The organism is Haloarcula rara (assembly GCF_029338235.1).
GTDB lineage: Archaea > Halobacteriota > Halobacteria > Halobacteriales > Haloarculaceae > Haloarcula > Haloarcula rara.
On the sequence record NZ_CP119785.1, the window covers coordinates 968,842 to 992,328 of the forward strand.

The following is a 23,487-nucleotide window of genomic DNA, read 5'->3' on the forward strand; positions in this document are numbered from 1 at the left end:
GTTGAGTCGAGAGCCGAGTCGAATTCACACCGAACAGCCGCGTTTGAAAAATAAACAGTGCCCCAAAATATATCGGGATTGACACCAGTGTGATGGAAGAGTTCGGCTGCTCGCGTATCCTCGGCCGAATACAATTTGCCGCAGCTGTGCGCGGCTGAACGCACTCGTTTCCGGTCACGTACAATATTTCACTTCGGTTCCGCGAAACGTAGCGGTATCAGGCTTCTTCCCAGTCGATACGAAACGTCACTTCCGTCTCGGGGTCGGTCGTCGTACCGAACAGGGACGTATTATCGAGTAAAACACTCACCGACGGTTCCATCGGAACGACATCCGAGAGCGACTCGTCTGTCGCGCCGAGAGCGACTAGTTCCGGGTAATACGGCGAGTCGTCTTCTTCCCCATACAGATACGTCACCGTGTCCTCGTACGAGGGGTTTTCTTCCCCCTCAGCGTAAACGTCCAGGGCGTCCGAGTTCAGTACGAGCACATCGACGCTATCTGATTCGACGGTCTCGACTTCTATGTCGAGGTGTATGTGACGTGGCCCGATCGGATCGATCTCCCACGCGGCGTATTCCCCGACAGGGAGTATCCCTTGGCCGGTAATCGACCCGGAGCTGTCACTCGAAGTGTCCTCGAATTGCTCCCAGGAATCGGTTTTTTTCGTCGGTACAATACTTTCGGTGTCCCCCGTTTCAGTGGAGGAATCACGGGTTTCTGACATGCAGCCGGCGACTAGCGAAGCGCCCCCGATAGAGCCGAACGACTGAAGATACGAACGCCGATTCATTGATAGTAGTAGATAGCTATCAGAAGTGTAGTATGATAGTAATTGGGATAGGTAGCGGCCGGAGAGCGACACTATTTCGGGTCTGACGGCGATCACCCGCCGCAGAGATGGCCGGAGCCACACGGTGTCGCGATGGATCAGTAAACAGCGATGTCAGGCAAGCAATTCGGGAGTCAAGCGGGGCAGAAAGCACCGTACGGACAGGTTCGAGTGATATTTTGCTTATTGACTAGTATCTAACTCAAACTAGTTTGGGCGAGATTTTAAATACTGAAACTCGCCCAAACCCGGCAAATGAGTGTGCGAGCAGCCGGAGACCGACGGCCGACAGTCCCGGCACCGGTCCCGCCGGACGACCCCGACGCGTGGTACGCGCCCGACGTGTGCGAACAGGACGAGATTCATCCGGGCGTCGTCGTGACCGTCCGCCAGGCAGAGGGCTTCCGCTACGAGGTCCGGGAACCGGTGCTGTCGCCGAGCGACCGGGACGCGCTCGAGACTGTCAAGTCCCACTTCGACGGCGCGAACATCGAGCGGCCACGCACGCGTGAGGGCGCCATCGAACGCATGGAGCGGGGGTTCGACCCAAAACACCGGCGGGTCATCGACCGGCTCGTCGACTGCTCTCCGGCGGCCCGCCGGCGCATGGCCTACCACGCCCTGTGCTCGCTGGCCTGTCTGGGTGAGCTGACTCCCTACGCGCTGGACGACCGCATCGACGTCGCCGACGTGACCGAGGACAGCGTCGTCGTCCACACCGAAGACTACGCGCCGGCCGACACGGATCTGGAGGAGCCCGAGTTCATCGAGCGCTTCGCCAGCGAACGCGTCGAGCGCCACACCGTCACCTTCCAGGGATTCGAGATACCCGTCATCGTCTATCGCGAGCACCTGCTGGGCAGTGACCCCTTCACCACGAAGTACGCCGTCCGCGAACCGGACCTGCTGCCGGGCGACGAGGAACTCATCGCGGCCTGCAAGGAGCGGGTGTGGGAGACAAGCGTCGACGGCGTCGTCGAGGACCGCGTGGGATTTGTCCGCGAGCGGGCCTCATCGCTGCTCGCGCGACAACTGACCGTACGCAACACAACCGAGTGGGTCGACGCGGTGGCCTACCGGGTGCGGTCGGCGCTGGCGGAGCTGGACCTCGCCGTGCCGCCGCTGGACCAGCGGTTCGCCGACGACCGTCGCGACGACCTGCTGTACTACGTGCTGCGCGATCTGGTTGGCTACGGCAAGCTCACCGTCCCCATCCGCGACCACACGCTGGAGGACATCGAGGCCAACCGCGTCGGCGAACGCGTGAAGGTGCTGCCGAGAGCGGACCTGGGCCACGACGGCCGCGTCCCGACCAACCTCTCCTTCGAGGACGAATCGGCCTTCATCAACGTCGTTACACAACTAGCGGCCGACGACGGCACCGAACTCAACGCCTCGAACCCCAGCGCGAAGGTCAACATCGACCCCGAGGGCGAGGGTATTCACGACGCCGAGGAGACCATCCGCTGTGCGGTCGCCTTGCCCACTATCAGCGAAGACGGCCCGCACATCTCCATCCGCAAGCAGTCCGCCGACGCCATGACACCAGTCGACCTCGTACACCGGGACTCGATGCCGACCGAACTCGTCGCGCTGCTGTGGTTGCTGTATGAGTCCCACGGCGTCGTCCTCTTCTCGGGACCGACCGGGGCCGGCAAGACGACGCTGATGAACGCCCATATGCCCTTTATCCCCTATCAGGACCGACCAATCAGCATCGACGAGGGGTCTCGCGAGGTCCAGATTCCACACGAGACGGGCGTCTCGCTCACTACGCGGGAGCACGAGCGCGACCACCGTCGGGTGACAATGGCCGACCTCATGACCCAGTGCAACTATCTGAACCCGGACGTCGAGGTCATCGCCGAAATAAACACACAGGCCTCTTTCGAGACGTTCGCCGAGACGCTGAACACAGGGCATGGAGTGCTGGGCACCACCCATGCAGCCGATGTCGAGACACTCGTCAACCGCATCATCGAAAAGGGCGTCCCGACCTATTTGCTGAGCGAAATCGACCTCATTGCCTTCCCACGCCACGTCGACGGGGAGCGTTACGTCGGCGAGGTCGTCGAGTTCCTCGACGAGCCACTGGACGGGGACCGGAGCGACACCATAGAGAAAGACGGCGAACGGATTCACTACAATACGCTCTGTCGACACCGCTCAGACGGCTCGTTCGAACTGGCGTACGACCACCCACAACTGGGCGACAGCTACAGACGCGTCGAGACGGGTATCTTCGACCGGCTGGCGCGGCTCCGAGACGAATCGGTCGAGACCGTCGAAGAGACCTTCCACCGTCGCCACAGATACGTGCAGTATCTTGTCAGGGAGGGGATAACTGACTTCCAGGAGCTGTTCGGCGTCCTCGCCGACCTGGAGACCAACGAGGCAGCGACGGTCGAGCGGCTCCGCCGACAGGGCGGCGAGACGGAGCCGCTGCACCTGGAGGTCGAGACCGATGACGACTGAAGCTCGGAACCTCGGACTTGTAGACCGCGGGCTCTACGCGCTCTTTGCCCACCATACGGACGACGACCGACACACGACGACAAGGGAGCGCTACCGGGCGGCCCACCCCGACAGCGGGTTCGGGCTGTATCTCGCGAGAGTGTACGGGCTGGCGTGGCTCGCGCTCGTCGTCGCCAGCCTGGCGACGGCCGCGCTGGCACTGGCGCTGCCGGCGAGCACCTTCGACCGCCTCGCCGCGGCACTGGGACAGTCCGTCCCCGTCCTCAACCGACTGGCATTACCCACCGTCCCCCGGCTGGCTCTCGCGCTCGTGGTGTCGCTCGCGGTCGGCGTCGGCTCGCGGTGGGCCGTCTTGGTGCTTGGCAGCCGTTACCTCTCGTGGGTCGCCCAGGCCCGTGCGGTCGACATCGCGACGACGCTGCCCGGTGCCGTCAGATATCTCCGTGTGCTCGCGTCGGGGACCCACGACCGAACCGAAATGCTCCGCGCCGTCGCCGAGCAGGAGGCTTACGGGGAGACGGCCGTCGAGTTTCGCCGGACCCTCAACCGGGGGACGCTGACCGGAAGTCTCGACGTCGGGCTCGAACAGGTCGCAAGCGAGACGCCCTCGCGAGACCTGCTGGCACCGTTCCTGCTGAAATTTCGCGAACACGCCAACCAGAGCGCCGACGCGCTGGAAGGGTATCTGGAGATGGAGGGGCGCCTGCTCTCACACGAACAGAGCCGCCGGCACGAACGAGCGACCGGCTATCTGGAGCTACTTGCAGAACTGTTCGTCGTCATGTTGGTGGTTCCGGCCTTAGTCGTCCTCATCGTCACAGTGATGAGCGTCCTCGCGCCGGGACTCTCCCAGTCCATCACGACGCCGCTTGGCGCGACCTCCGTCCGTTCGGTCGTCGTCTATAGCAGCGCCATTTTCGTGCTGTCGACCGGCGTCGTCGCTGCGTTCATCGTCACGAGCCTGCGGCCACGCAACACTGCCGTACCGAGCTACCGACTCCCCAACACCGCCGTCGGCGTCCTTCGGACGAGTACATCGAACCCTGCGAGTGCGCTTGCGGCGTGTCTGCCGCTCGGACTGGCACTCGCGTTCGGGCTCTGGTGGCTGGGATATCGCCCCGTGAACGTCCTCTTGCTGTCGTACGTCGGTGTCAGTCTCCCCGTCGGGCTGGTAGCCGTCCAGCGCGCTCGCCGCGACGACGCGAAAGACCGGGAGATGCAGGACTTCGTGCACGCGGTGGCCGGCCACGTCGCGCTCGGGCGACCGTTCCCCGAGTCCGTGCGCCGGGTCGCCAAGGAGGTCCAGCTGGGCGCCCTTGCCGAGGACGTCGAAGCGCTCGCGTTCACGCTCTCGCTGGCCGACAGCCCGAGCGATGCGGCCGACGACCGCCGGGCGGCCGCGCTCGACCAGTTCGTCGACCGCGTCGGGACGCCGATGGCCGAACAGACCATCGGGCTGGTCGTCGGGGCGCTCGATGCGGGAAGTGATGCGGAAGACGTGTTCGAAACGTTACAGACAGAGATAGGCCGGCTCTACCACCAGCGGAAATCGCTCCGGTCGGCCCTGCTCGTCTACGTCGCCGTCGGCTGGACGACGGCGCTGCTGGTGGTGGGCATCACCGTCGCGATGAACGTCTACGTCCTCTCGGAGTTCGCCCAGCTCTCGACGGTCGCCAGCAGCCAGACAATCGCCTTCGACCCGTCGGCCATCGACCCCGCGAAGGAGCGCTACCGGTTCTACGTCGTGACGCAGGCGACGATGCTGGCCTCGGGCTGGTTCGCCGGGACGGCGAGCCGGGGGTTCTACGAGGCGCTGTTGCACTCGGGCGCGCTGGTGCTCGCCAGCTACGCCATCTACGCGGGGGTGGGACTGCTGTGAGTGGCCGTGCCCAGTCCCATGTCGTCGGGATCGTCCTCCTGCTGGGTATCACAACCATCGCGCTGGGCGGCCTGACGACAGTGGTCGGGAGTATCATCGACGGCCAGACGTCGACGGCCGACGAACGCCGGGTCGCGAACGCCCTCGACAGCGAGTTCCGCCCGGTCGAGCAGACCGGGCCGAACCGCGTGGACGTGGCGTTCAGCGAGGGCGAACTCACCACGGTGGATCGGGAGCTTCGGGTGCTAAACGACAGCGGCGTCCGGCGGGAGGTCGATATCGGCGGGCTGGTCTACACCTCGGGGGCGAACCGCGTCGGCTTCGTCGGCGGTGTCATCACGCGAGGGCAGCCAGGCAACGCATGGCTGGTTCGGGGACCGCCGATGACGGTCACGCGGGACAACGACACGCTGGTGGTCGGCGCCGTCACACTTGGCGAGCGCGGGACGACCGTCAGCGGAAGCGGCGGTGTCACCGCCCGGCTGCGGACCAACGTCACCCACGACCGGACGGCGCTCCCGCGGGCGGACTACCGCATCGCTATCGAGACGACCACGCCCGAACCGCTGGTCCGGTATCTACGCGACCGCGGACTGTCGACGTCCACGCGGGATATCGACGGCGACGGCGTGCCCAGTGTCATCGCCGATGTCGAGGGCCAGCAGGCGCTCCAGCTGGTCGTCCACCGGACGAACACGGAGGTGGCAGGTGGATAACCGCGGGCTCAGCACGGTCGTCGAGAAGCTGCTCTCGCTGTCTATCGTGGTGCTGTACATCACGCTGTTGACGACGGTGCTGTACGGCGGTTCGATTCCGTCCTATCATGGGGCGGTAGGAGCACAGCTTGGCGAACGGGCGCTGGCGGAAGCGACTGCCGAGGTCGAGCGGGCGGTCCCGCCGCGGGGCCGGAGCGTGGCCGCCAGCCAGCGGGTCGCCCTCCCCGCGACCATCGACGGGTCCGCATACAGTATCCGGGCCAACGGCACCCATCTGCTGCTTTCCCACCCCGACGACGAGGTCGGCGGCCAGGCGCGACCGGTGCTGCCCGACCGGGTCGAGAATGTCACGGGAACGTGGGACTCCGGGAACGACACCGTCGTCATCGTGAGTGGGTCGCAGGAAAACCTGACTGTGAGACTGGGGGCGCGAGGATGACGCGCCGTCGCTGGCCCCGAGCGCAGACGACGCTGCCAGCCGTCGCCGTCGCGCTGGTCCTGCTGACGCTGGTGACGGCGCTCGGACTCGGGCTGGCCGACTCGGCCATCACGAGCGCCGAGCGGTCGCCCGACGAACGCCGGGTCGCCGCGGCCACGGCGGCGCGACTCGTCGCCGCGGACGGCCCCGTCGCCGAGCGGGCGAACGTGCTGAACGGGTCGCGAGTCGACGACTTCGACGCGGCGACGCTCCGTGGGGCGGTGCCTGCGACCGCGGGCTACGCCGTCGACGTAGACCTCGGGGACGACACCGTGGCGACGACCGGTGACGCCGAGAGTGGCACGACGATTCGCCGACTCGTCCTCGTCGAGTGGACCGACACGCGGAGTATCAGCCCCGAGAGCAGGCGGATTACGCTCCCGCGACGGGCCACGAGCGCGACAGTGCGGTTCTCGCCGGGCAACGGGACAGCAGTTCGGACGATGCGGGTCAACGAGCAGGTCCGCTTGCACAACGACAGCGGCCTCCGGGGACTATACGAAGTCGACCTGACGTCGTACCGGACGACGCGAATCGAGTTCCAGACGGCCGGTCGCGTCCGAAACGGGACGGTCCACGTTGCTTACGAGACGCCCCAGACGACCAAGACGACGCTTTCGGTGACCGTCGATGCCTAGGGCACAGCTCCCGCTGTCGCTCGTCGAGGTTGCGCTTGGGGCGACACTGATTCTGGGCGTTGCGCTGGGCTTTGCACTGGCGACGCCGGCCCCGGACACGCGGGGGGCACAGCTGTCAGCTTACGCCGAGGACACGGCCACCATCATCCAGACCGACCCGGCCAGACACAACGGGACGACGCGGCTGGGCGAGGTCGTCGCCAGCCAGCGGGCCTTCGACCGCGAGCGCGGGGACCTGGAGCGTCGCGTCGAGCGAATCCTCCCGGCGAACGTGCTGTTCAACGTCCGGACCCCCTACGGCTCGGTCGGGACGGCGATACCGAAGCGGACGACGACCGGGACGTCGACGGTGCGGACGGGGTCGGGAACGGTTCGAATAGAGGTGTGGTATGCATGATAGGCATCGTTGTCCCAAGTGTCCGGTACGCCTCGACCTGGGCGTCGGGGCGGTCCGGAACTGACGGAGAAGGATGCTGATGAACGAGCGCGGCCAGCTCGTCCTCGTCGCCGCGGTGCTCGTGGCCGTCGCGCTCGCCCCGGTAGTACTCGCGTATCTCCAGCTGGGCTATCACGACGACGTCCGCGCGGGGAGTGCAGTCGACGAGCCGACGGGCGACACCGTCCGCGTCCTCGACCGCGCCGTCACCCGGGAGAGCGAGTCCGTGCCCGGCACCTACGCGTGGGCCGAGCGGGAGCAAGCGGTGACGGCGTTCCGCGATGACCTCGATCCGGTGCGTTCGCGCCTCCAGACCTCGGAGATGGAGCGTGGCACCGTCACCGAGATAACTTACAACGCGACAGCGGCCAGCGCCTGGCAGTCGGGGAACTGTCCCAGCGGCTCGGGTCGGGAGTTTGGCGCCTGTACCACCGACCGGGGCGTCGTCGTCCAGGACCGCGTCGACCGCACGCACGTGCTGGCGGTCGGCTTCGACGTCACGACGACGACGGAACAGGGCGAGACGACGGTAACGGTGGTCCTCGAGGGCGTCAGTGACTGAGAGGCGAGCCGCCGTGTTGGGCCACGGAGACAGACGATAATACGCAGATACCTTTTGCGGTCGGTTTCGGAAATCCGACAATGACTACCGGAGGATCACCGCAGCGACTCACAGCGAGTACACGAGTGGTATGGAGCGTCGACGACAGCGTTTCGAGGTGCCGGCCACGATGAACCGTCGAGAGTTTCTGGCCAGTCTCGGTGCAGTCGGCTCGCTCGGGGTACTGGCTGGTTGCCCCGGCACAGATTCACCGCCCGAGACTAGTGTCGGGAAGACCGAGCGAAAGAAGACAGGGGTGAACGGGGCGAGCATCCCGGTTACGTATGCCGATCGGTTCGGGACCGTCGTCAACATCACGAGCGCGGGAGCTGAAACCGGTGTGTCGAAGCCGATCAATTCTGCGCTGGAGGACGTGGCCGGAGACGACACGCTCGTCTACCTCCCACCTGGCCGGTACCGGATGGACGAGGCGTGGTCGCAGATGGAGTTCGAGAACTTCGGCATCTACGGACCGGACGCCACGCTGGTGCCACCGAGCGGCTACGACGACGACCTGTTCGTCCTCGGCAACCAGCGGTCGGCCCGGCGTCTACTCCTCGACGGCCTCACGTTCGACGTGTCAGCGACGGGGACCGGTCCCCGAATCGTCCACGCAACCGTCGCTGATGGTCTCCTCGTGCGGGACGTCTCCGTTACCGGACTGCAAGATACGGGGCGCGGACTCACACGGTTCGACGTAACAGACCCGGACGGCCGCGGCCAGGTCCAGCGACTGGAGCTACCGGACGGCGGGGCTCCAAACGGGCGGGCAACCGGGTGTCTCGTCGGCCCACAAAGCGAGGGGCGTATCGCGTTTCACGATTGTACGATTGTGGGGTTCCCGGACAACGGGCTGTACGCCTCGCCCTCACCTGGCATCGTCGATGTCTACGGCGGACGCTACGCCAACAACGGTATCGCCAGCGTGCGTGTCAGCGGTGGAGGGGTCGTCAGCGGTGTCCATGTAGTCTGTGACGAATCTCGCGACGGGGTCGAGAACATGCGTGGTATCCGCCTCCGGGGGGGCAGTGGGACAATCGTGCGGAACTGCCGAATCGAGATCACGGAGGTGACAGACAGCGGCGGCGCGATGACGCTATCGAACGCGATGGGGTCGGCTACTATCGAGGGAACCGTAATTCGGGTTGACGCGGAGGGTGTCCCCGCCATACGTGCCAAGAGACCCAGTGAGGCCGGCGAAAACGGAGCGACGAACCGACTGGTCTGTGAGAACGTCGCTATCAGTGGGTCCACGTCAGAGAAGTATGCCATCAGGGTGGTCGGCAGAGAAGGGTCGAAGTTCCGCAATCTCTGTGTCCGACAGCTCGGCCAGAACCGTGACGGCATCGTGTTCGTGCAGTCGGACGGGTCGGCCGTGACGCACTCACAGCTGAACGTGACCGGTGACCCAATCGTCGAGGACCAGTCACAGGTCCGGACCAGTGGCGTTGATACGGGAGGGACGAACAGTTGCGAGGGTTCGCCGTTCTCGGCTCGGACGAATAGTAGGGCGAGTGCCGAGTGACGGGGAGACCTCGAAACAGGACCGAAGTCCCTCAAGCGGTCGGGCGGCTTTGCCGCCCAACGTCGCCGGCCAGCTGAAGCGGTGGAAGGGAGCGAGGCGCTGTGGTGGACAGAAAGCGGTATCAGTATCACGCTCTGGAAGAGCGTCCGCCAAACTGACGCACAAATATAATCTGAATCACATAAACACGTATTGTTTTCGTGTCAATAGGTGAGCAGTGCAGAGTTTTCGGTTTAGAATCTGGCAGTAGGTGATAACTATGTGCTGGTAACTTCCCTGATACCGATTATCAAGCTGTGACTTCACTTAACTCAGTTAAGCAGACCATAGCACTCGATGGCAGGAAATAACGGTTCAGACGATAGACAGAATACTCACCTTACCGACCGTCGCGGCTATCTGAAACTCGCCGTTGGTGGGTTGGTAGCAGGAACAGCGCTTTCGTCCACAGCCACTGGGAGCGTGTCGGCGACAACGCGGACCGTCGACCTCGGTACGGAGGGCTTACAGGCCGGCGACGTCATCGACGACTACCTCGACGAGCACCTGGAGGATGGGACCAAGGTCACCGTCCCCGCCGGGGAGTACGAGTGGCGAGGCGACGGCCTGGACGGCCGATACGAGGACGCGGCGCTCGTCGGCGACGGCGAGGTCACGTTCCGGTTCGAGGGCGATTACTGGAACCTGAGCATCTTCGCCGTCGGCGGCGGCGACTTCACCATACAGAACGTTACCGTCCGTGGCCCCGTCGAGTCCGAGGAGAACAAGAGTCGGTTCCGGTTCGACGCCCGCGACCCGGACTCGACAGTGCGGCTCGATAACTTCAACCTACCCGACGGCGACGTGGGGTATGGTCGGGCTATCGGCATCTACGTCGGCCTCGATCACGAGGGAACGGTTCACCTGACGAACTGTCACGTCGAAGGGTTCCCGAACAACGGCCTCTACGCGGGCCCGTACGGCAAGTCCGACGGGGGCGGCGGGAGAGTCCTCGTCGAGCGATGTCTGTTCGTCAACAACAACATCGACGGCGTCCGCCTGGGCGGCGACGGCGACACCATCCGCGACAGCGTCATCGTTCAGGAGGACGTGCCGGCCTACGTCAACGGTGCCAAGAGCGGGCGCGGGCTCCGTATCAGGTACCCCGGCGACGACATCACCGTTGAGAACGTCCACATCACCTGTGACACCAGCAAGCCGTTCATCGTCCCGGACCGCGCCGAGGGCCCGAGTGGACAGGTTTCGGGCCTGTTCATCGAGAACAACACGGAGTCCAGCGCGGCGGTCGTCGAGAGCGGCACCTTCTCGGCGGACAACGTCCACGTCACTGGGAGCGGCGACAAAGACGTCACCGGATTCGACTCAGCCACGAACGTCTTTACGGGCTCGGAGGCCGAGTCGCCGGCCACCTCGCTTGCCGAACTCGACGGCGACGACAGCACGTCGGGAAACGAGGACGGCGACGACAGCACGTCGGGAAACGAGGACGGCGACGACAGCACGTCGGGAAACGGGACTGAGGAGGACACGGAGGACGCGCTCGACCAGACACTGACGGTCGACGGTACCAGTTCGGCCGAGAAGTCCTACACCTTCGAGGTCACTGGCGAGGTCCGGGCGGGCGACAATATCAATCCCGACGATACGGTCAATGAGAGTTCAGTCGACGGGACGATGTTCTCGAGCAGCGACAGCTACCAGTTCTCGGGCGAACTCGTACGCTTCGAGAGCGACGCACTCGACGAGATGACAGTCCTCGTCAACGGGAGCCCTATCGACCCGACGGCGCTGGGTGAGGATTCGAGCGAGACGACCTCGAGGGAACTCACCCTCACGGGGTCGACCCGGGAGCCAAAGGCGTACTCGTTTACCGTTTCGGAGTCGGTGACAGCCGGCGACAACATCAACCCTGACGACACCATCTCGGAGCGCTCGGTCGAGGGGGTCGTCTGGTTCAGCACTGACAGCTACACGATCACCGGGGAGCTGCTCGAACTGACCGTCGACTCGCCCGACGACGTGACGGTCACGCTGGACGGCGAGACGATCGACCCGGAGGCCGTCGGCGACGAGACGAGCACCGACGACGGCACTGATTCGGGTGACGAGGAGAACCAGCTGCCAAAACGCCTCGTCGTCGATGGCACGGGAGACCCGGGCCCGGCGACGTACACCATCGAAGTGAGCGAGGCCATGGAGCGTGACACCGAGCTCGACGACACCGAAGCCGACGACACAGTCACCGGTACCGGCGTCAACGGGACGCTGGGCGACGACATCGATAGCTATCGGTTCGCTGGCCACCTCGTCTCGATGCGGGTCACCGGACAGGCAACCGTGACCATCGAAGAGGTCACAGAATAAATCGGCCGCGGCATCGGACGGCCCTCGACACGGAGCCGACCAGGTCCCGGGGACCGCACAGGAACGGCCAAACGGGCCGGCAGCTCTGTGTCCGCTGTGGCCCGACGGCGAAATCCGACCATAACAATGCACGCGGTGGGTGAGGAACTGGTATCTCACGCGCCCCTTCCCGTGTACGCATGTTGTCAGACTGGTCACGCCCGTCGAAAGGCTCACTCGTTGTCGGCTACCTTGCGCTCCTCATCGGCACGCTGGCGGCGTACGAATCGCCGGCGACCGGGTACGAGCTCTCGGTGTACGCGGCGACGCCGACGCTGTACTGGGTCAGCGTGGCCGTCGCTCTCACCGTGAGCCTCGGTGTCGCACTCACCCACATCGAGTCGCCACCACTCCGAGACACTGCACTCTTGCTCGGCGGTCTCTCGGTTCTGACAGTCGTCGTGTTGCCGGCGATTCGCGGCTACTACCACTACGGGAGCGGCGACTCGCTCAGCCACGCCGGGTGGACGCAAGACATTCTGGCGGGGCGGCTCGAGCCGGTCGAGATGTTGTACCCCGGTATCCACACGATGACCATCTTCGCGAGAAAACTGCTCGGCGTGCAGGTCGGCCAGGCACAGATAGTCGTCCTGGCGGCGTTCGTCGCGGTCTTTTTCCTGTTTACCGCCCGCTGTGTGTCGTTCCTTGGGGAAAACAGGTACACCGTTCCGGTCGGCGTGTTCGCGGCGCTCCTGCTGTTGCCGAACAACAACGTCAGCGTCCACCTGATGGCCCACCCTATCACCCAGAGCCTCCTGCTCTCACCGCTCGTGCTCTACCTGACGTTGCGGTACGTCTCCCAGTCCGACGACACGCCGCCCCGGCGACCAATCGCCACGCCCGTCGGGGTGGCCCTCGTCGTCGCCTCGCTCGCGCTCATCCTCGTCCATCCACAGGGGGCATTGAGCGTGCTCGCCGTCCTGCTAGCCATCGCGGCGTTTCAGCTCGCCGCTCGGCGCGTTCGCCCAGACAGCCGCGTCGCCGACCACAGACCGGTATATGTCCCGACGGCCGTCGCCGTTGTCGCTTTCGCTGTCTGGACGCCGCGCCACCCTCGCGTCCAGCGGACCATCAACACAGTGCTGACCCGGGTGCTCCAGGGGTCGACGCCCGCCGACGAGATAAGCCAGCGGTCCGGCTCACTGGAGCTGCTCGGCGCGGATATCGGTGGGTTGTTCGTGAAACTGTTCCTCGTGTCGGCTATCTTCAGCTTCCTCGCCGGGGTGCTCGTGGTGGCCCTGTCAAGCGGCGCTCTCGACGACCGGCTCGCCGAGCGCAACGCCCTCCTGAGCTACGTGGTCGTGGCACTGGTGACGCTGTCAGCAGCCTTCGCCGTGTTCTTCGCGTCCAGCATGACCACCCAGCACTTCCGGTACGTCGGGTTCGTCATGGTGCCGGTGACTATCCTCGGAGCGATGGCACTCTCGATGGGGGCGTCGCGCCTGCGGGCCGTCCTCGGCGGACGCCGTGTCCGGCTCGGGCTGGTGGTGGTGTTCCTGCTCTTGTTCCTGTTCCCGCTGGCCACCGTCCACGGGGCCCCGTTCATTTACCAACCGACCAGCGACGTGACCAAGATGGAACTGTCCGGTACCGACACCACCGCCGAGTACATGGACCGTGAGGTCGCCTTTGCCGGAGTTCGTAGTGGGCCCCGACGGCAGCTCGATGCGACACGAGGGACGGTCGGGTCCGAGCGGCTCGGGGTCACCGGGGAGCGAGCCAGCATCCCCGAGGCCGTGTTCGCTTCGAACGTGACGACCCACTACGACTCGCCGCGGTACGTCCCCGTCTCTCAGTCCACCTACCAGCGCGAGGTCGTCCTCTACGACGGATTCCGCTACCCGAAACGTGGCTTCGAGCGCCTTCGGACGACGCCCGGGAGCAACCGCGTCCACACGAACGGCGGCTATCAGCTCTATCTCCTGACAGCGGAGTAGCGTCGCGCTATCGCTGCGGGAGACAGCGGCGGATGAGCGGGACTCGCAGGCCGATACGTTCCTCGACGAACTCCACGGCGATTCTGTCTTCGGGCTGGAGGCAGCCAGTCACCGAGACGACAGTGAGAGTGGCGAGCCCGACGAGAACGAGGAACGGTAGCAGCGTCACGGCCGTCAGGGTGAGGACCTGTGAGAGCGCGTAGACGATCGGGGCGACAGCGACGGGACAGACGAGGTAGGTTCGGACCGACCACGAGGAGAACGGGGAGATGTCGAACCGGTGAATCAGGACGCCCGACACGACCAGATTCATCACCAGGAAGGAAGCGGCCGACGCGACGGCCGCCCCGACCAGCCCGTAGGCGGGGATGAGCAGGAGATTCGCGACCACGTTGGTGACGAAAGCGAGCGCGTTGCTACCGAGCAGATACGTCGTCAGGCCGAGCGCGGACAGCGTCTCGCGGTTTCGCCCGAGGACGGCGTTGACAAAAAAGCCGAGAGAGAGGACGACCAGGGCCGGCGCGCCGCCGGTGTAGGCCTCGCCAAAGAATACCCGCAACACGTCCGCGGGGAAGCAGACGAACGTCAGGAACGCGGGGAAGGTGACGACGAATATCCACTTCGTCGTCGTCTTGTATATCCGGTCCATCCGCTCGCGCTTCGCGTCCGCGTCGAGCCGGGACATCATCGGCAGGTAGAGGAACCCGAAGGCCGACAGCGCGATCAGGATGCCGCCGGCCAGGGGTCGCGCTGCGTTGTACATACCGACCTGGTAACTGTCGCTCAGCGCGCCGAGCATGATAGTGTCGGTCCGGGTGAGCAACTGGCCGAGGATTCCGGCGACCACCAGCGGCGCCGAGAATTTCAGTAGCTCCGTGACGTGGGTCCTGCTCGGGCCAAACAGCGGTACCAGCCGGTGAAAGAGGTAATTAGCCAGCAGACAGGTGGCCGCCGCGGCGAGGACGTACGCGTAGCTCACTCCGACGAGGCCGTACCCCGCCGCCACCAGGGCGACAAACAGCGCGATGCGGCTGAGCGGGAACAGGAGGTCCCGGACGAGGGTTCGGTAGACCGTGTTCTCCATGCCGCGAATCCCGCCGAGCCCGAGCCGCATACCGACCATGAGCGGGAGCGCGAGGACGAAAGTCCGAACGACCGCCGGCGCGCCGGAGCTGTCGAACAGCAGCGCCGCGATGTCGGGCGCGCTGTGATACAGCACGGCCGTGAGGCCGACCGTCGCCACGCCGGTCACGGCGACCGCGCTGAGCCAGACGCCGCGCCGATCGGCGGGCGAATCGAACCGCGAGATGTACCGCGTCACACCCTGGCCGAATCCGAGCATCGAGAGTGTCGCCCCCAGGCGGATGATGGCGATGCCGATACTGGCCTCGCCGAACGCGTCGGGCGTCAGCAGGTGGCCGATAATGACCCGTTCGAGCAGCGTCGACGCGGAGTAGACCAGACTGCCTACGGCGACGAGCGTCGCGCTCGACAGCAGTGCGGAGATGTTCTCCTCGACCGTCTCGCTCATATGTATCCGAGGTCCGAGAGGGCATCAGTCACGTCGTCGCGAGCATCCGCGACGGTGCGGTCGCTGCCGAACGGCACCTCGCCGTAGTCGGCCCGCTCGACCGGCGCCTCGAGCAAGCCACTCGGGACCGTCCCCGTCATCCGCTGGGGGACCGGGTGACCGAGCGCGGCCATCACGACCGGCGCGACGTCGGGCAGGGCAAGGCGGTCGACCGTCGCGTCGTGGTCGAAGCCTGGACCGTAGGCGGCGAAAACGCCCGTCGGGTCGTGGTCGTGGACGTCAGCGGGGAGGAACGGACGGCCATAGAGGCTGGTCGAGAGCACGTGGTCGTCGTTGCGCGGCCGGAGGACGATGTCGGGAGCGGCGTCGACGTGTGGCCCTTCGTAGACCGCCTCACGGGGTAGCACCGAATCGAAGGCGGGGTACCCGTCGGGCGTTTCCAGCTCAGACAGGAGCGAAACGAGCTCCCCCCGGACAGTCTCGTATGCCGCCTCGGAGACGACACCCGCCGGTTCGCGGCCCGCAAGGTTGATTCGGACGCCGAGGCGCGACTCGGAACGGCAGTACGCCATCGACTCACGCCAGTCTACCCCTTTGCCGACGGACTGTCGAACCGAGTTGGGGACGATATCGAAGAGGATGTCCTCGACACCGATGGTCTCCGCAACGCTGTACAGCCGACCGGGCGTGAGGCCGACGCGCGACAGGAGACGTTCGGCGGTCGTGGCGCCGGCCGTGACGAGCGAGCGCCCGTCACTGGCGTCCGCGTCGGCCCCGCTGTGTTTTCGCTGTTTCGCCTCGCCCAGCGAGACGGTCTCCGAGTCAGTCGTTGCCGTGAGATACCCGGCGCGGTGTAATACGTCGTTGAGCTGTATCTGGTACCCCTGTTTCCGGCCCATCCCGTGGTCGGAGCAGACGACGACGTTGCAGGGTTCCTCGACGGTGTCGAGCGCTGCAGCCGCGAAGTCGTCGGCCGCCTCGTAGACGGCGCGCCACGCGGACTCGTCGTCGAAGTTGTGGAACACGGCGTCTGTCTTCTGGACCTGGACGATAGCCAGGTCCCAGTCACGGTTCGACAGCAGTTCGACGGCCGCCCGCTTCCGGAGGTCGATGAGGTCGAGATACCCCGCCAGCTTCGTCGCCGGGTCGTCCGACGATTCACCGCTCGAGTACACTCGGTACTCCTCACCGAGCGCCGCCGAGAGTTCCTCACGGACGCCACGGGGGTAGCCGGCGTCGTCTTCGCCGGCGAGATACCCCGGAACCAGGACGCCCTCAAGCGGCTCCGCGGGATGGGTGACCGGGACGTTCAGCACGACCGATGGGGCGCTGACCTCAGTGAGGTAGTTCCAGAGCGCCGGCGCCGCAACGTCGTTCCGCGTGACAAGGTCGCCCTCGTCGGGGTAGTCGTAGTCGAAGAAGCCATAGACACCGTGGTGGCTCGGATCGGTTCCGGTGTACATCGACGGCCACGCGCTAGCGGTCCAGGGCGGCACTGTCGAGTCGAGCGGGGCCGAGATACCGGCCGAAAAGAGCCGCGACAGCGTCGGCGTCACGTCGCTGAACAGTTCGAGATACTGACTGTCGAGAGCGTCGAATCCGAGGACCAGCGTCCGAAGGCCGTTGCTCATTCGACTCGCCTCCCGGGGTCCCGAACGGCCGTCGGCGCGCCGGACAGACGATGAAAACCGGTGTGCATGTGCCGGCTCTTACCGGTCACCCAGTTTTGTTATCACCATATTATCAGACCCGGAACCAGACGTGCGCACCTGGACACCGACGCGTGTCACGCACCGCGGACGGGGGGAACGAAGTCCCCGGACAACGACAGTTGCCGTACCGTGACGGCGTATTAAAGCTATCCAATTGGTTATAATTCCTGAGTAACAAATGCCACTCTCTGAAATCACGGCATATGCTGTGGGCTACTGTTATCCTCCATGGTGACAACCGGAGGGTCAACGATGTCTGACGAACAGACCGGCGCGAAGCGGGCATTCGTCCTGGGCCTCGACGGCGTCCCGTGGGGGAAGCTCAACGACTGGATCGACGAGGGCCACCTCCCGAACTTCGAGCGGCTCCGAGCGTCAGGGGTGTCCAGCGCCTGTGAGAGTACGATGCCGCCGAACACTGCCCTCGCGTGGCCGTCGATTGCGACCGGCGTCTGGCCAGATACACACGGCGTCTACGGGTTCCGACGGGTCACGAGCGAGTACGGCCACGAGATGTGTACGAGCCGGGACGTCGATTACCCGACGCTGTGGGAGCAGGTCCGTCCCGCCGTCGTCGCCAACGTTCCGATGACCTACCCGGCGACGGAGATAGACGGGGAACTCGTCTCGGGGATGATATCCCCCGAGATGAACGAGCAGTTCACCCACCCGCCGGCGCTCTGCCAGCGGATTCGGGAGGAGATTCCCGACTACGAAATCGGACTGACCTGGAGCGAGTACACCGACAGGCCCGAGGCGTTCCTGGCGGCGCTGGAGGGCCACGTCACCGCCCGGCGCGAGCTGATGCGGCTACTGATGGAGCGAGACGACTGGCGGCTGTTCTTTTTCGTCTACACCGCCCCGGACCGCCTCCAGCATCTGCACTGGGACGAGACGGTGCTGGTCGACCACTATCAGACGCTCGATGAGATACTAGGCGAGGTGATGGCGTACACAGAGGAGCGAGGCGCCAACCTCTTTGTCGTCTCCGACCACGGGTTTGGACCGAGCGAGAAGCGAATCTCGGTCAACCGATTGCTCGAACGTGAGGGGTATCTCAAGCGACGCGACACTGAGGGGGTTCGGAAATTACTTGCGAGCGCCGGACTCCAGAAAGACGACGTCCTCTCGATGCTCGAGGCCGTGGGTGTCACCGAGAAGCGACTCCTCAGGTATCTCCCCGACCGACTGGTCGAGACGGCCGCGAGACAGGTCCCCGGGTCGCACATCCTCTTCGACGTGGACTTCAGCCGCACACAGGGGTTCGTCCACGGGTCCGGCTGCGTCTATGTCAACGACACCGACCGGTTCGAGAACGGCGTCGTCGACCCAAACGAGCGAGACCGGGTCAAGACAGAGTTAGCGGAGGTGTTCAGCACCTACACCGACCCGGACACCGGCACGACAGTACTGCAGGTCTTCGATGGCGACAGACTCTTCGAGAAAGACGAGCGGTCACCCGACCTTATCGTGCGTCCAGTACCGGGCTACTCGAAAGCGGTCGGGCTCAATGAGCAGGTAGTCAGCCCACTCGAACCGCACGATGTGAGTGCGAACCATCGGCGGGAAGGGATTTTCTTCGCCGCGGGGCCGTCTATTACCCCAGATACCACGCTCGAATCGTCGGCTGTCGTAGACGTTGCGCCGACGGTGCTCCACAGCCTGGGCGACCCGGTTCCCGCCTCTGCCGACGGCCAAGTCCTCACGAATATCTTCTCTACCCGCACGCCGGTCACCCGTCGGGCGGTCGCTACCCCTGAGGCAGCTGACGGAGACGGCACTGGCGACGACTTCGAGGGCGTAGAAGAGCGTCTCCGCGGACTGGGCTACCTGAACTGAGGGGATACGTCCCGTCGAAGTCCGCTACGAGCCGGGCTGGCGTGTCGGGACGTCCACCCAGACGTGAACGTACCGGTACGACGAGTCGACAGTCGGTGTCGCGGGCGCTTCGCCCCGGTAGACGTAATAGATGAGTCGCAGGTCCTCGCCGGCGATGCCTGGGGCGACCGTGTGTGAGCGCGTCCACGACCCGCCGGCGTTCAGCGTGGTCGAGGTCCGTAAGACGGTCTGGCGCCTGAATACCTGGTTCGACGACCGGTCTACCCGCTGGAGCTGCCCGACGACGGTGTAGGTGGTCTGTTCGCGCTCGTTGTTCTCCAGTCTGATGACGAACTCGTTGCCGGACGCGTCGAGGCTCTCGGGATAGTCGTTTGCGACGAGCTCACCCTGCGAGCTTTCCGTCAGGAGTGTCGTCGACGTGAACCTCTCGGCGTTGTTCGGGACGGTCATCGCGTAGCCGACGCCGACGAGCGAGACGAGGACGACCACGGTGAGCGCGACGTTCAACGCCGCGTCACCGCGTGCGGGGCGGCGATACAGTCTGCCAATCAACTCGCGGCCGAGTGAGCGGTAGGGAACGCAGAACCGGCGGTGACTGGGGACACTGTGCCGGCGGACGATGGCGACGGTGACGAACAGCACGGTGACGCCACCGAGGGCTATCGAGATACTGAGTAACGTGTACTCGGTAGCGAGCAACGAGAGCCCGACGGCGACAAGCGGTTGGAGCGCGACGCTCAACCCGAACGCCAAGACGAGCCGCCCGCGCCAGCCGATCCGCCGGTCCGTCGACAACAGCCTCCTGCCCGTGCCGTCCGTGTTGAGAGACTCGACCGCTGTGTCCCCGAGTCGGTGGGGGAAAAGTGCCGACACCAGCGCATACCCGGGGAGAAAGAAGAGTAGCGGGAGGCCGACCAGTAAACGGACCACCGGCCACTGTGCCGCGGGTGAAAGGAGGGCGCCCGTCGCCATCCCCACGGTCACGACGGTGGCAGCGAGGTCTGCGGGAATTGCCAGCGACTGCAGTGATGCCCCACTCCACCAGCGGTCGTCAGTCGAGGGGCCCCTCATCGCTGGTGCCACCGCGGTGCAATGACCCGTACACTTCCGCGACCAACCTCCGGGGGACCCGAGAAAGGAGCCCGATAGCCGGACATATTATAGCCGAGATTCCCCGCTCGGTCACATTGTTATACCGAGATTATGCTGTCGAACCACGTACGGGCCTGAGTCTCACGCTGTGGCTGTTCCGGGTACCGTCGGGAGGCACGTCGACCGCCGACCGACGCGCCGTACCTCGAACGAGCGTGGTTCAACGAGGCCGACACCGACATGAATCAGGCCGGAGACGAGCCGTTGGACCTCTTGGACCCGTTCACCGTCCTCTCACCTGGCGATTACGGCATCGATGTCTGCGTCGCACGCGAGAACATCGCATCGAGACGAACAAGCTCGGGTTGCTGGTCTCGCTCGGCGAGGCGGCACGACACGACGAGGGACTGGACACCCGGGCCATCGAGTCCGCACTCGACACCCTCGCCGACCTTGACGACACTGAGGCCGTCGACGCATACATCCGAGAGAACCTGCTGTAGCCTGCGGGTAGACAGGCGCAACATCGGCCGGGGCTTTGAGGAGACGGACTCATGGACGTGGACTATCAGCGCCAGCAGGGCAACGCGCCAAAGGCTAATCGACTCCGTATTGTCCGAACGGAGGGCAACCACCACACCTACGTCACGACCGCTCGCCCTCGAACCCGTCGAGCCAGTCCTCGATTGCCGTCTGGAGCGCCCCGGTCGTGCTGCCCAGATGGAGAATCTGGTAGCCGTTGGCGGCCTTCTCGTTGACGTCGTCCATCCCGAAGCCCAGGCCACCGACGGGGACGCCCGCGTCGACAGCGGCCGAACGGACCGTCTCGACGGCCTCCTCGACCTCCGGGTGGTCGAGTTCGCCCGGGTGGCCGAGTGACACCGACAGGTCGAAGGGCCCGATGAAGACGAAGCCCAGTTCCGGGACGTCGAGAATCTCGTCGATCGCGTCGACCGAGTCGCTGGTCTCTATGGTCACGCCGACGAGCGTCTGTTCGTCCTCCCGCTCGACGTACTCCTCTGTGAGTCCCCAGCGACTGGCCCGCGGGGCCGCGAGACCGCGGTCGCCGGGCCCGCCGTCGTAGCGGTATCGTGCGGAGCGGACCGCCCGGCGGACCTCCTGGGCGCTCTCGACGCGCGGGAGAAACAGGTTCCTGACGCCCAGGTCCAGGGCCTTTCGGACGAGTGTCGGGTCCGTATCGGGGAGCCTGACGAGCGGGTCGATACCCGTCCGTTCGGCCGCCAGCAACAAGTGTTCGAGACTGTTGGCGTGCCACGGGTCCGGCCCGCCGTGTTCGAGGTCCAGCCACACGAAATCGAGCCCGAGTTCGCCACAGAACTCCATGACCGTCGGACTGTACGTGCTGTCGAGAAGCCCCAGGGCCACGTCGCCCGCCTGCAGCGTCGCCGGGAGTTCGTTGGCCGCACCTGAAGATTCCATGACACATATGTCGGATTGCTAACCGATAAGTGTAGGGGCGTTGTCATTCGGGCCGGGCAAGCGCAGTGGACGGCGTCGGCACCACGCCGGCGACTGGTATCCGACCCGACGGCGTCCTCCCTACGACGTACAGGTAACAGTCACCGACCGCGTCCGCGGGCCGTCACAGTCGAGAAGGAGTATCGACTGCCACGTGCCGACGGCGAGCGTCCCGTCCCGAACCGGTACGGAGACGCTCTCGTCGAGCAAGAGCGCCCGCAGATGCGAGTCGGCGTTCCCGTCGAGCGCGTCGTGGGCGTAGCCATCCTCGTCGGGCACCAGCTCCCCCAGATAGCGCTCGATATCGCCGAGCAGCCGCTGTTCAGCTTCGTTGACCACGACGCCGGCGGTGGTGTGCTGGACGAAGACGGTACAGAGGCCGTCCCCGAAATCGTCGGGAATCGCGGCTTCGACCTCGTCGGTGATGTCGACGATGTCGAGGCGGTCGGTCGTCTCGACGTGGAAGGGCATACGCCGACTTCAGGTGACGGCGATAAGATTCCGACGGTGTGGCCCCGGGGCCGACAAGCGGGTCAGTCCTGCGGGGCGCTCCCGTCGTCGTCGTTCGCGGCCTCCGCCTCGCCGTCGGTGGTTTCCTCGTGGAGGTCCTCCGCCGGCGCGCCCAGCTGTGCTGCGACGTCCGCTGTGGGGTCTATCGACTCACCGTGAAGCAGTTCCGGGAGGACGATACGGACCGCCTCGATACCCAGGACGAAGACGATGGGCATGAGGAAGAAGCCGTACCAGCCGAAAAATATCGGCCCCAGGATGTACGCGAACAGCAGGATGAGGGGGTCGAGATGGTGGCCGGTCACGTACGGCTGGAGGAACGTCTGCGGGAGGATATCGAGGAGGAGGAAGTACGCGACCAGCACTGCGGCGACAAAGGGCAGCCCCCGCCCGCCGGTCCCCATCGCTGAGAGGCCGAGGTAGGCGACCACCGGGAGGTAGATCACTTTCCCGACGACGATGGGAAGCAGGCTGGCGAGCCCGGTCAGAAAGCCAAGCGGGAGGACCAGCGGGACGTGGAGCCCCGGCGGGGCCAGGGCGTTCGTCCCCGCGTAGGCGGCCGTCGCGACGACGGACATCGCGAGGACGAACAGGAGGTTCCCGTAGAAGATGGACTCGAGGTCGTCGTCGACGGCCAGCGTGTAGGTGTAGGCGGTCGTCTCCCGGCCGCCGACGAGGGCCGCGAAGACCCTCGCGAGGACATCGTCGTACCGCAAGAGTGCGTAGGCGAGCGTCGTCGCGAGCGCCAGCAGCAACAGCGTATCGAAGGCGGTGCCGAGCAGCCCGAGCGCCCGTTCGAGACGGGGGCCGGAGAGGAACTGCGTCAGTTGTGCGAGGGAGGGCGGATTCGCCAGGAAGCGCTCGAGACTGGAAAACAGCCAGCCGGGAACCACATCGAGGTCACCGAAACGGGCGGTAAGCAGCGACACGACACCGTCGTCGAACCGTCTTCTGACCTGCCGGAGTATCTGGAGGCCGGCGTAGATTGCGACGAGGAACACCGGCACCAGGACCGTCAGGACGGTCACCGTGGCCGCGAGTCGGTCTGACTCTACCACGTTTCCGACGCGGTCGGCTATCGGTCTGGTCGCGTAGTAGCCGAAGAGTCCGAGCGCGAGGAGGTCGATGAACCTGTGTCCGATGAGGGCGGCCAGAACCGCGAGGGCGGCGACGTAGCCCCACCAGCCGAGCCGGTTCCGAGAGAGCGCGTTCACGACGCTCTCCGGATGTTGTCACGGCACGGGCACTGGTCGGGCGGCGAGAACGCCGTCGGTACCACTGTGCGCACAGGTGTGACTGCCACAGAGTAATCCGCCGTGCCTGCCACTGCAAGCCCGTCGACTGCGGACCGCCACGCACCGGCCATGTGTGACCACCGTGCCCGACAGGCCAACTTCTTTCTCA

General features: G+C 65.3%; 19 protein-coding genes. 12 read left to right on the forward strand and 7 right to left on the reverse strand.

Annotated features, from left to right (window positions below; translation table 11 throughout):
• Positions 1 to 217: 217 nt before the first annotated feature.
• Complete coding sequence (locus P1K32_RS05095; RefSeq protein ID WP_276251623.1) at positions 218 to 727, reverse strand: hypothetical protein; 510 nt, start codon at positions 725 to 727, stop codon at positions 218 to 220.
• Positions 728 to 1,087: 360 nt separating this feature from the next.
• On the opposite strand from P1K32_RS05095, the gene P1K32_RS05100 reads away from it, so the two are divergent.
• The 10 genes from P1K32_RS05100 to P1K32_RS05145 all read left to right on the forward strand — a co-directional run bounded on the left by P1K32_RS05100 (position 1,088) and on the right by P1K32_RS05145 (position 13,920).
• Complete coding sequence (locus P1K32_RS05100) at positions 1,088 to 3,307, forward strand: type II/IV secretion system ATPase subunit (protein ID WP_276251624.1); 2,220 nt, start codon at positions 1,088 to 1,090, stop codon at positions 3,305 to 3,307.
• On the forward strand, positions 3,297 to 5,186 hold the full coding sequence (locus P1K32_RS05105) for a type II secretion system F family protein (protein ID WP_276251625.1): 1,890 nt from the start codon (positions 3,297 to 3,299) through the stop codon (positions 5,184 to 5,186). The genes P1K32_RS05100 and P1K32_RS05105 overlap by 11 nt, the downstream gene beginning before the upstream one ends.
• Positions 5,183 to 5,902: a DUF7289 family protein gene (locus P1K32_RS05110; protein WP_276251626.1), complete on the forward strand. Its 720-nt coding sequence runs from the start codon at positions 5,183 to 5,185 to the stop codon at positions 5,900 to 5,902. The genes P1K32_RS05105 and P1K32_RS05110 overlap by 4 nt, the downstream gene beginning before the upstream one ends.
• The gene (locus P1K32_RS05115) at positions 5,895 to 6,341 is read left to right on the forward strand and encodes a DUF7266 family protein (protein WP_276251627.1); all 447 of its coding nucleotides are present in this window, start codon (positions 5,895 to 5,897) and stop codon (positions 6,339 to 6,341) included. The genes P1K32_RS05110 and P1K32_RS05115 overlap by 8 nt, the downstream gene beginning before the upstream one ends.
• Positions 6,338 to 7,018 (forward strand): DUF7263 family protein, encoded by a 681-nt coding sequence (locus tag P1K32_RS05120; RefSeq protein WP_276251628.1) that lies wholly within the window; start codon positions 6,338 to 6,340, stop codon positions 7,016 to 7,018. Before P1K32_RS05115 ends, P1K32_RS05120 begins: the two co-directional genes overlap by 4 nt.
• The gene (locus tag P1K32_RS05125; protein WP_276251629.1) at positions 7,011 to 7,415 is read left to right on the forward strand and encodes a DUF7262 family protein; all 405 of its coding nucleotides are present in this window, start codon (positions 7,011 to 7,013) and stop codon (positions 7,413 to 7,415) included. The genes P1K32_RS05120 and P1K32_RS05125 overlap by 8 nt, the downstream gene beginning before the upstream one ends.
• Before the next feature lie 79 nt (positions 7,416 to 7,494).
• The gene (locus P1K32_RS05130) at positions 7,495 to 8,016 is read left to right on the forward strand and encodes a DUF7261 family protein (protein ID WP_276251630.1); all 522 of its coding nucleotides are present in this window, start codon (positions 7,495 to 7,497) and stop codon (positions 8,014 to 8,016) included.
• A 379-nt stretch (positions 8,017 to 8,395) separates the two neighbouring features.
• Complete coding sequence (locus P1K32_RS05135) at positions 8,396 to 9,580, forward strand: hypothetical protein (protein WP_276251631.1); 1,185 nt, start codon at positions 8,396 to 8,398, stop codon at positions 9,578 to 9,580.
• A gap of 462 nt (positions 9,581 to 10,042) precedes the next feature.
• Complete coding sequence (locus P1K32_RS05140; protein WP_276251632.1) at positions 10,043 to 11,944, forward strand: hypothetical protein; 1,902 nt, start codon at positions 10,043 to 10,045, stop codon at positions 11,942 to 11,944.
• Positions 11,945 to 12,123: 179 nt separating this feature from the next.
• Positions 12,124 to 13,920, forward strand: coding sequence for a hypothetical protein (locus tag P1K32_RS05145; RefSeq protein WP_276251633.1), 1,797 nt, complete (start codon positions 12,124 to 12,126; stop codon positions 13,918 to 13,920).
• A gap of 7 nt (positions 13,921 to 13,927) precedes the next feature.
• Here P1K32_RS05145 and P1K32_RS05150 read toward each other — a convergent pair whose 3' ends face one another.
• Together P1K32_RS05150 and P1K32_RS05155 are read right to left on the reverse strand one after the other, a co-directional pair.
• The gene (locus P1K32_RS05150; RefSeq protein WP_276251634.1) at positions 13,928 to 15,451 is read right to left on the reverse strand and encodes a flippase; all 1,524 of its coding nucleotides are present in this window, start codon (positions 15,449 to 15,451) and stop codon (positions 13,928 to 13,930) included.
• Entirely contained in the window at positions 15,448 to 17,082 is a 1,635-nt protein-coding gene (locus P1K32_RS05155; protein ID WP_276251635.1) for an alkaline phosphatase family protein, read from the reverse strand. Before P1K32_RS05155 ends, P1K32_RS05150 begins: the two co-directional genes overlap by 4 nt.
• A gap of 333 nt (positions 17,083 to 17,415) precedes the next feature.
• On the opposite strand from P1K32_RS05155, the gene P1K32_RS05160 reads away from it, so the two are divergent.
• Entirely contained in the window at positions 17,416 to 19,002 is a 1,587-nt protein-coding gene (locus tag P1K32_RS05160; protein WP_276251636.1) for an alkaline phosphatase family protein, read from the forward strand.
• Positions 19,003 to 19,026: 24 nt separating this feature from the next.
• On the opposite strand, the gene P1K32_RS05165 is transcribed toward P1K32_RS05160, so the two are convergent.
• The gene (locus P1K32_RS05165; RefSeq protein WP_276251637.1) at positions 19,027 to 20,073 is read right to left on the reverse strand and encodes a DUF1616 domain-containing protein; all 1,047 of its coding nucleotides are present in this window, start codon (positions 20,071 to 20,073) and stop codon (positions 19,027 to 19,029) included.
• A gap of 386 nt (positions 20,074 to 20,459) precedes the next feature.
• Between P1K32_RS05165 and P1K32_RS05170 the strand changes: the two genes are divergently transcribed.
• Entirely contained in the window at positions 20,460 to 20,597 is a 138-nt protein-coding gene (locus P1K32_RS05170; protein ID WP_276251638.1) for a hypothetical protein, read from the forward strand.
• Between the two features lie 142 nt (positions 20,598 to 20,739).
• Here the strand turns inward: P1K32_RS05170 and P1K32_RS05175 are convergent, their stop codons facing one another.
• The 3 genes from P1K32_RS05175 to P1K32_RS05185 all read right to left on the reverse strand — a co-directional run bounded on the left by P1K32_RS05175 (position 20,740) and on the right by P1K32_RS05185 (position 23,297).
• Positions 20,740 to 21,534: an HpcH/HpaI aldolase family protein gene (locus P1K32_RS05175; RefSeq protein WP_276251639.1), complete on the reverse strand. Its 795-nt coding sequence runs from the start codon at positions 21,532 to 21,534 to the stop codon at positions 20,740 to 20,742.
• A 120-nt stretch (positions 21,535 to 21,654) separates the two neighbouring features.
• On the reverse strand, positions 21,655 to 22,044 hold the full coding sequence (locus P1K32_RS05180) for a secondary thiamine-phosphate synthase enzyme YjbQ (protein ID WP_276251640.1): 390 nt from the start codon (positions 22,042 to 22,044) through the stop codon (positions 21,655 to 21,657).
• Positions 22,045 to 22,106: 62 nt separating this feature from the next.
• Positions 22,107 to 23,297, reverse strand: a complete 1,191-nt coding sequence (locus P1K32_RS05185) for an AI-2E family transporter (RefSeq protein WP_276251641.1) — start codon at positions 23,295 to 23,297, stop codon at positions 22,107 to 22,109.
• Between the last annotated feature and the right edge of the window lie 190 nt (positions 23,298 to 23,487).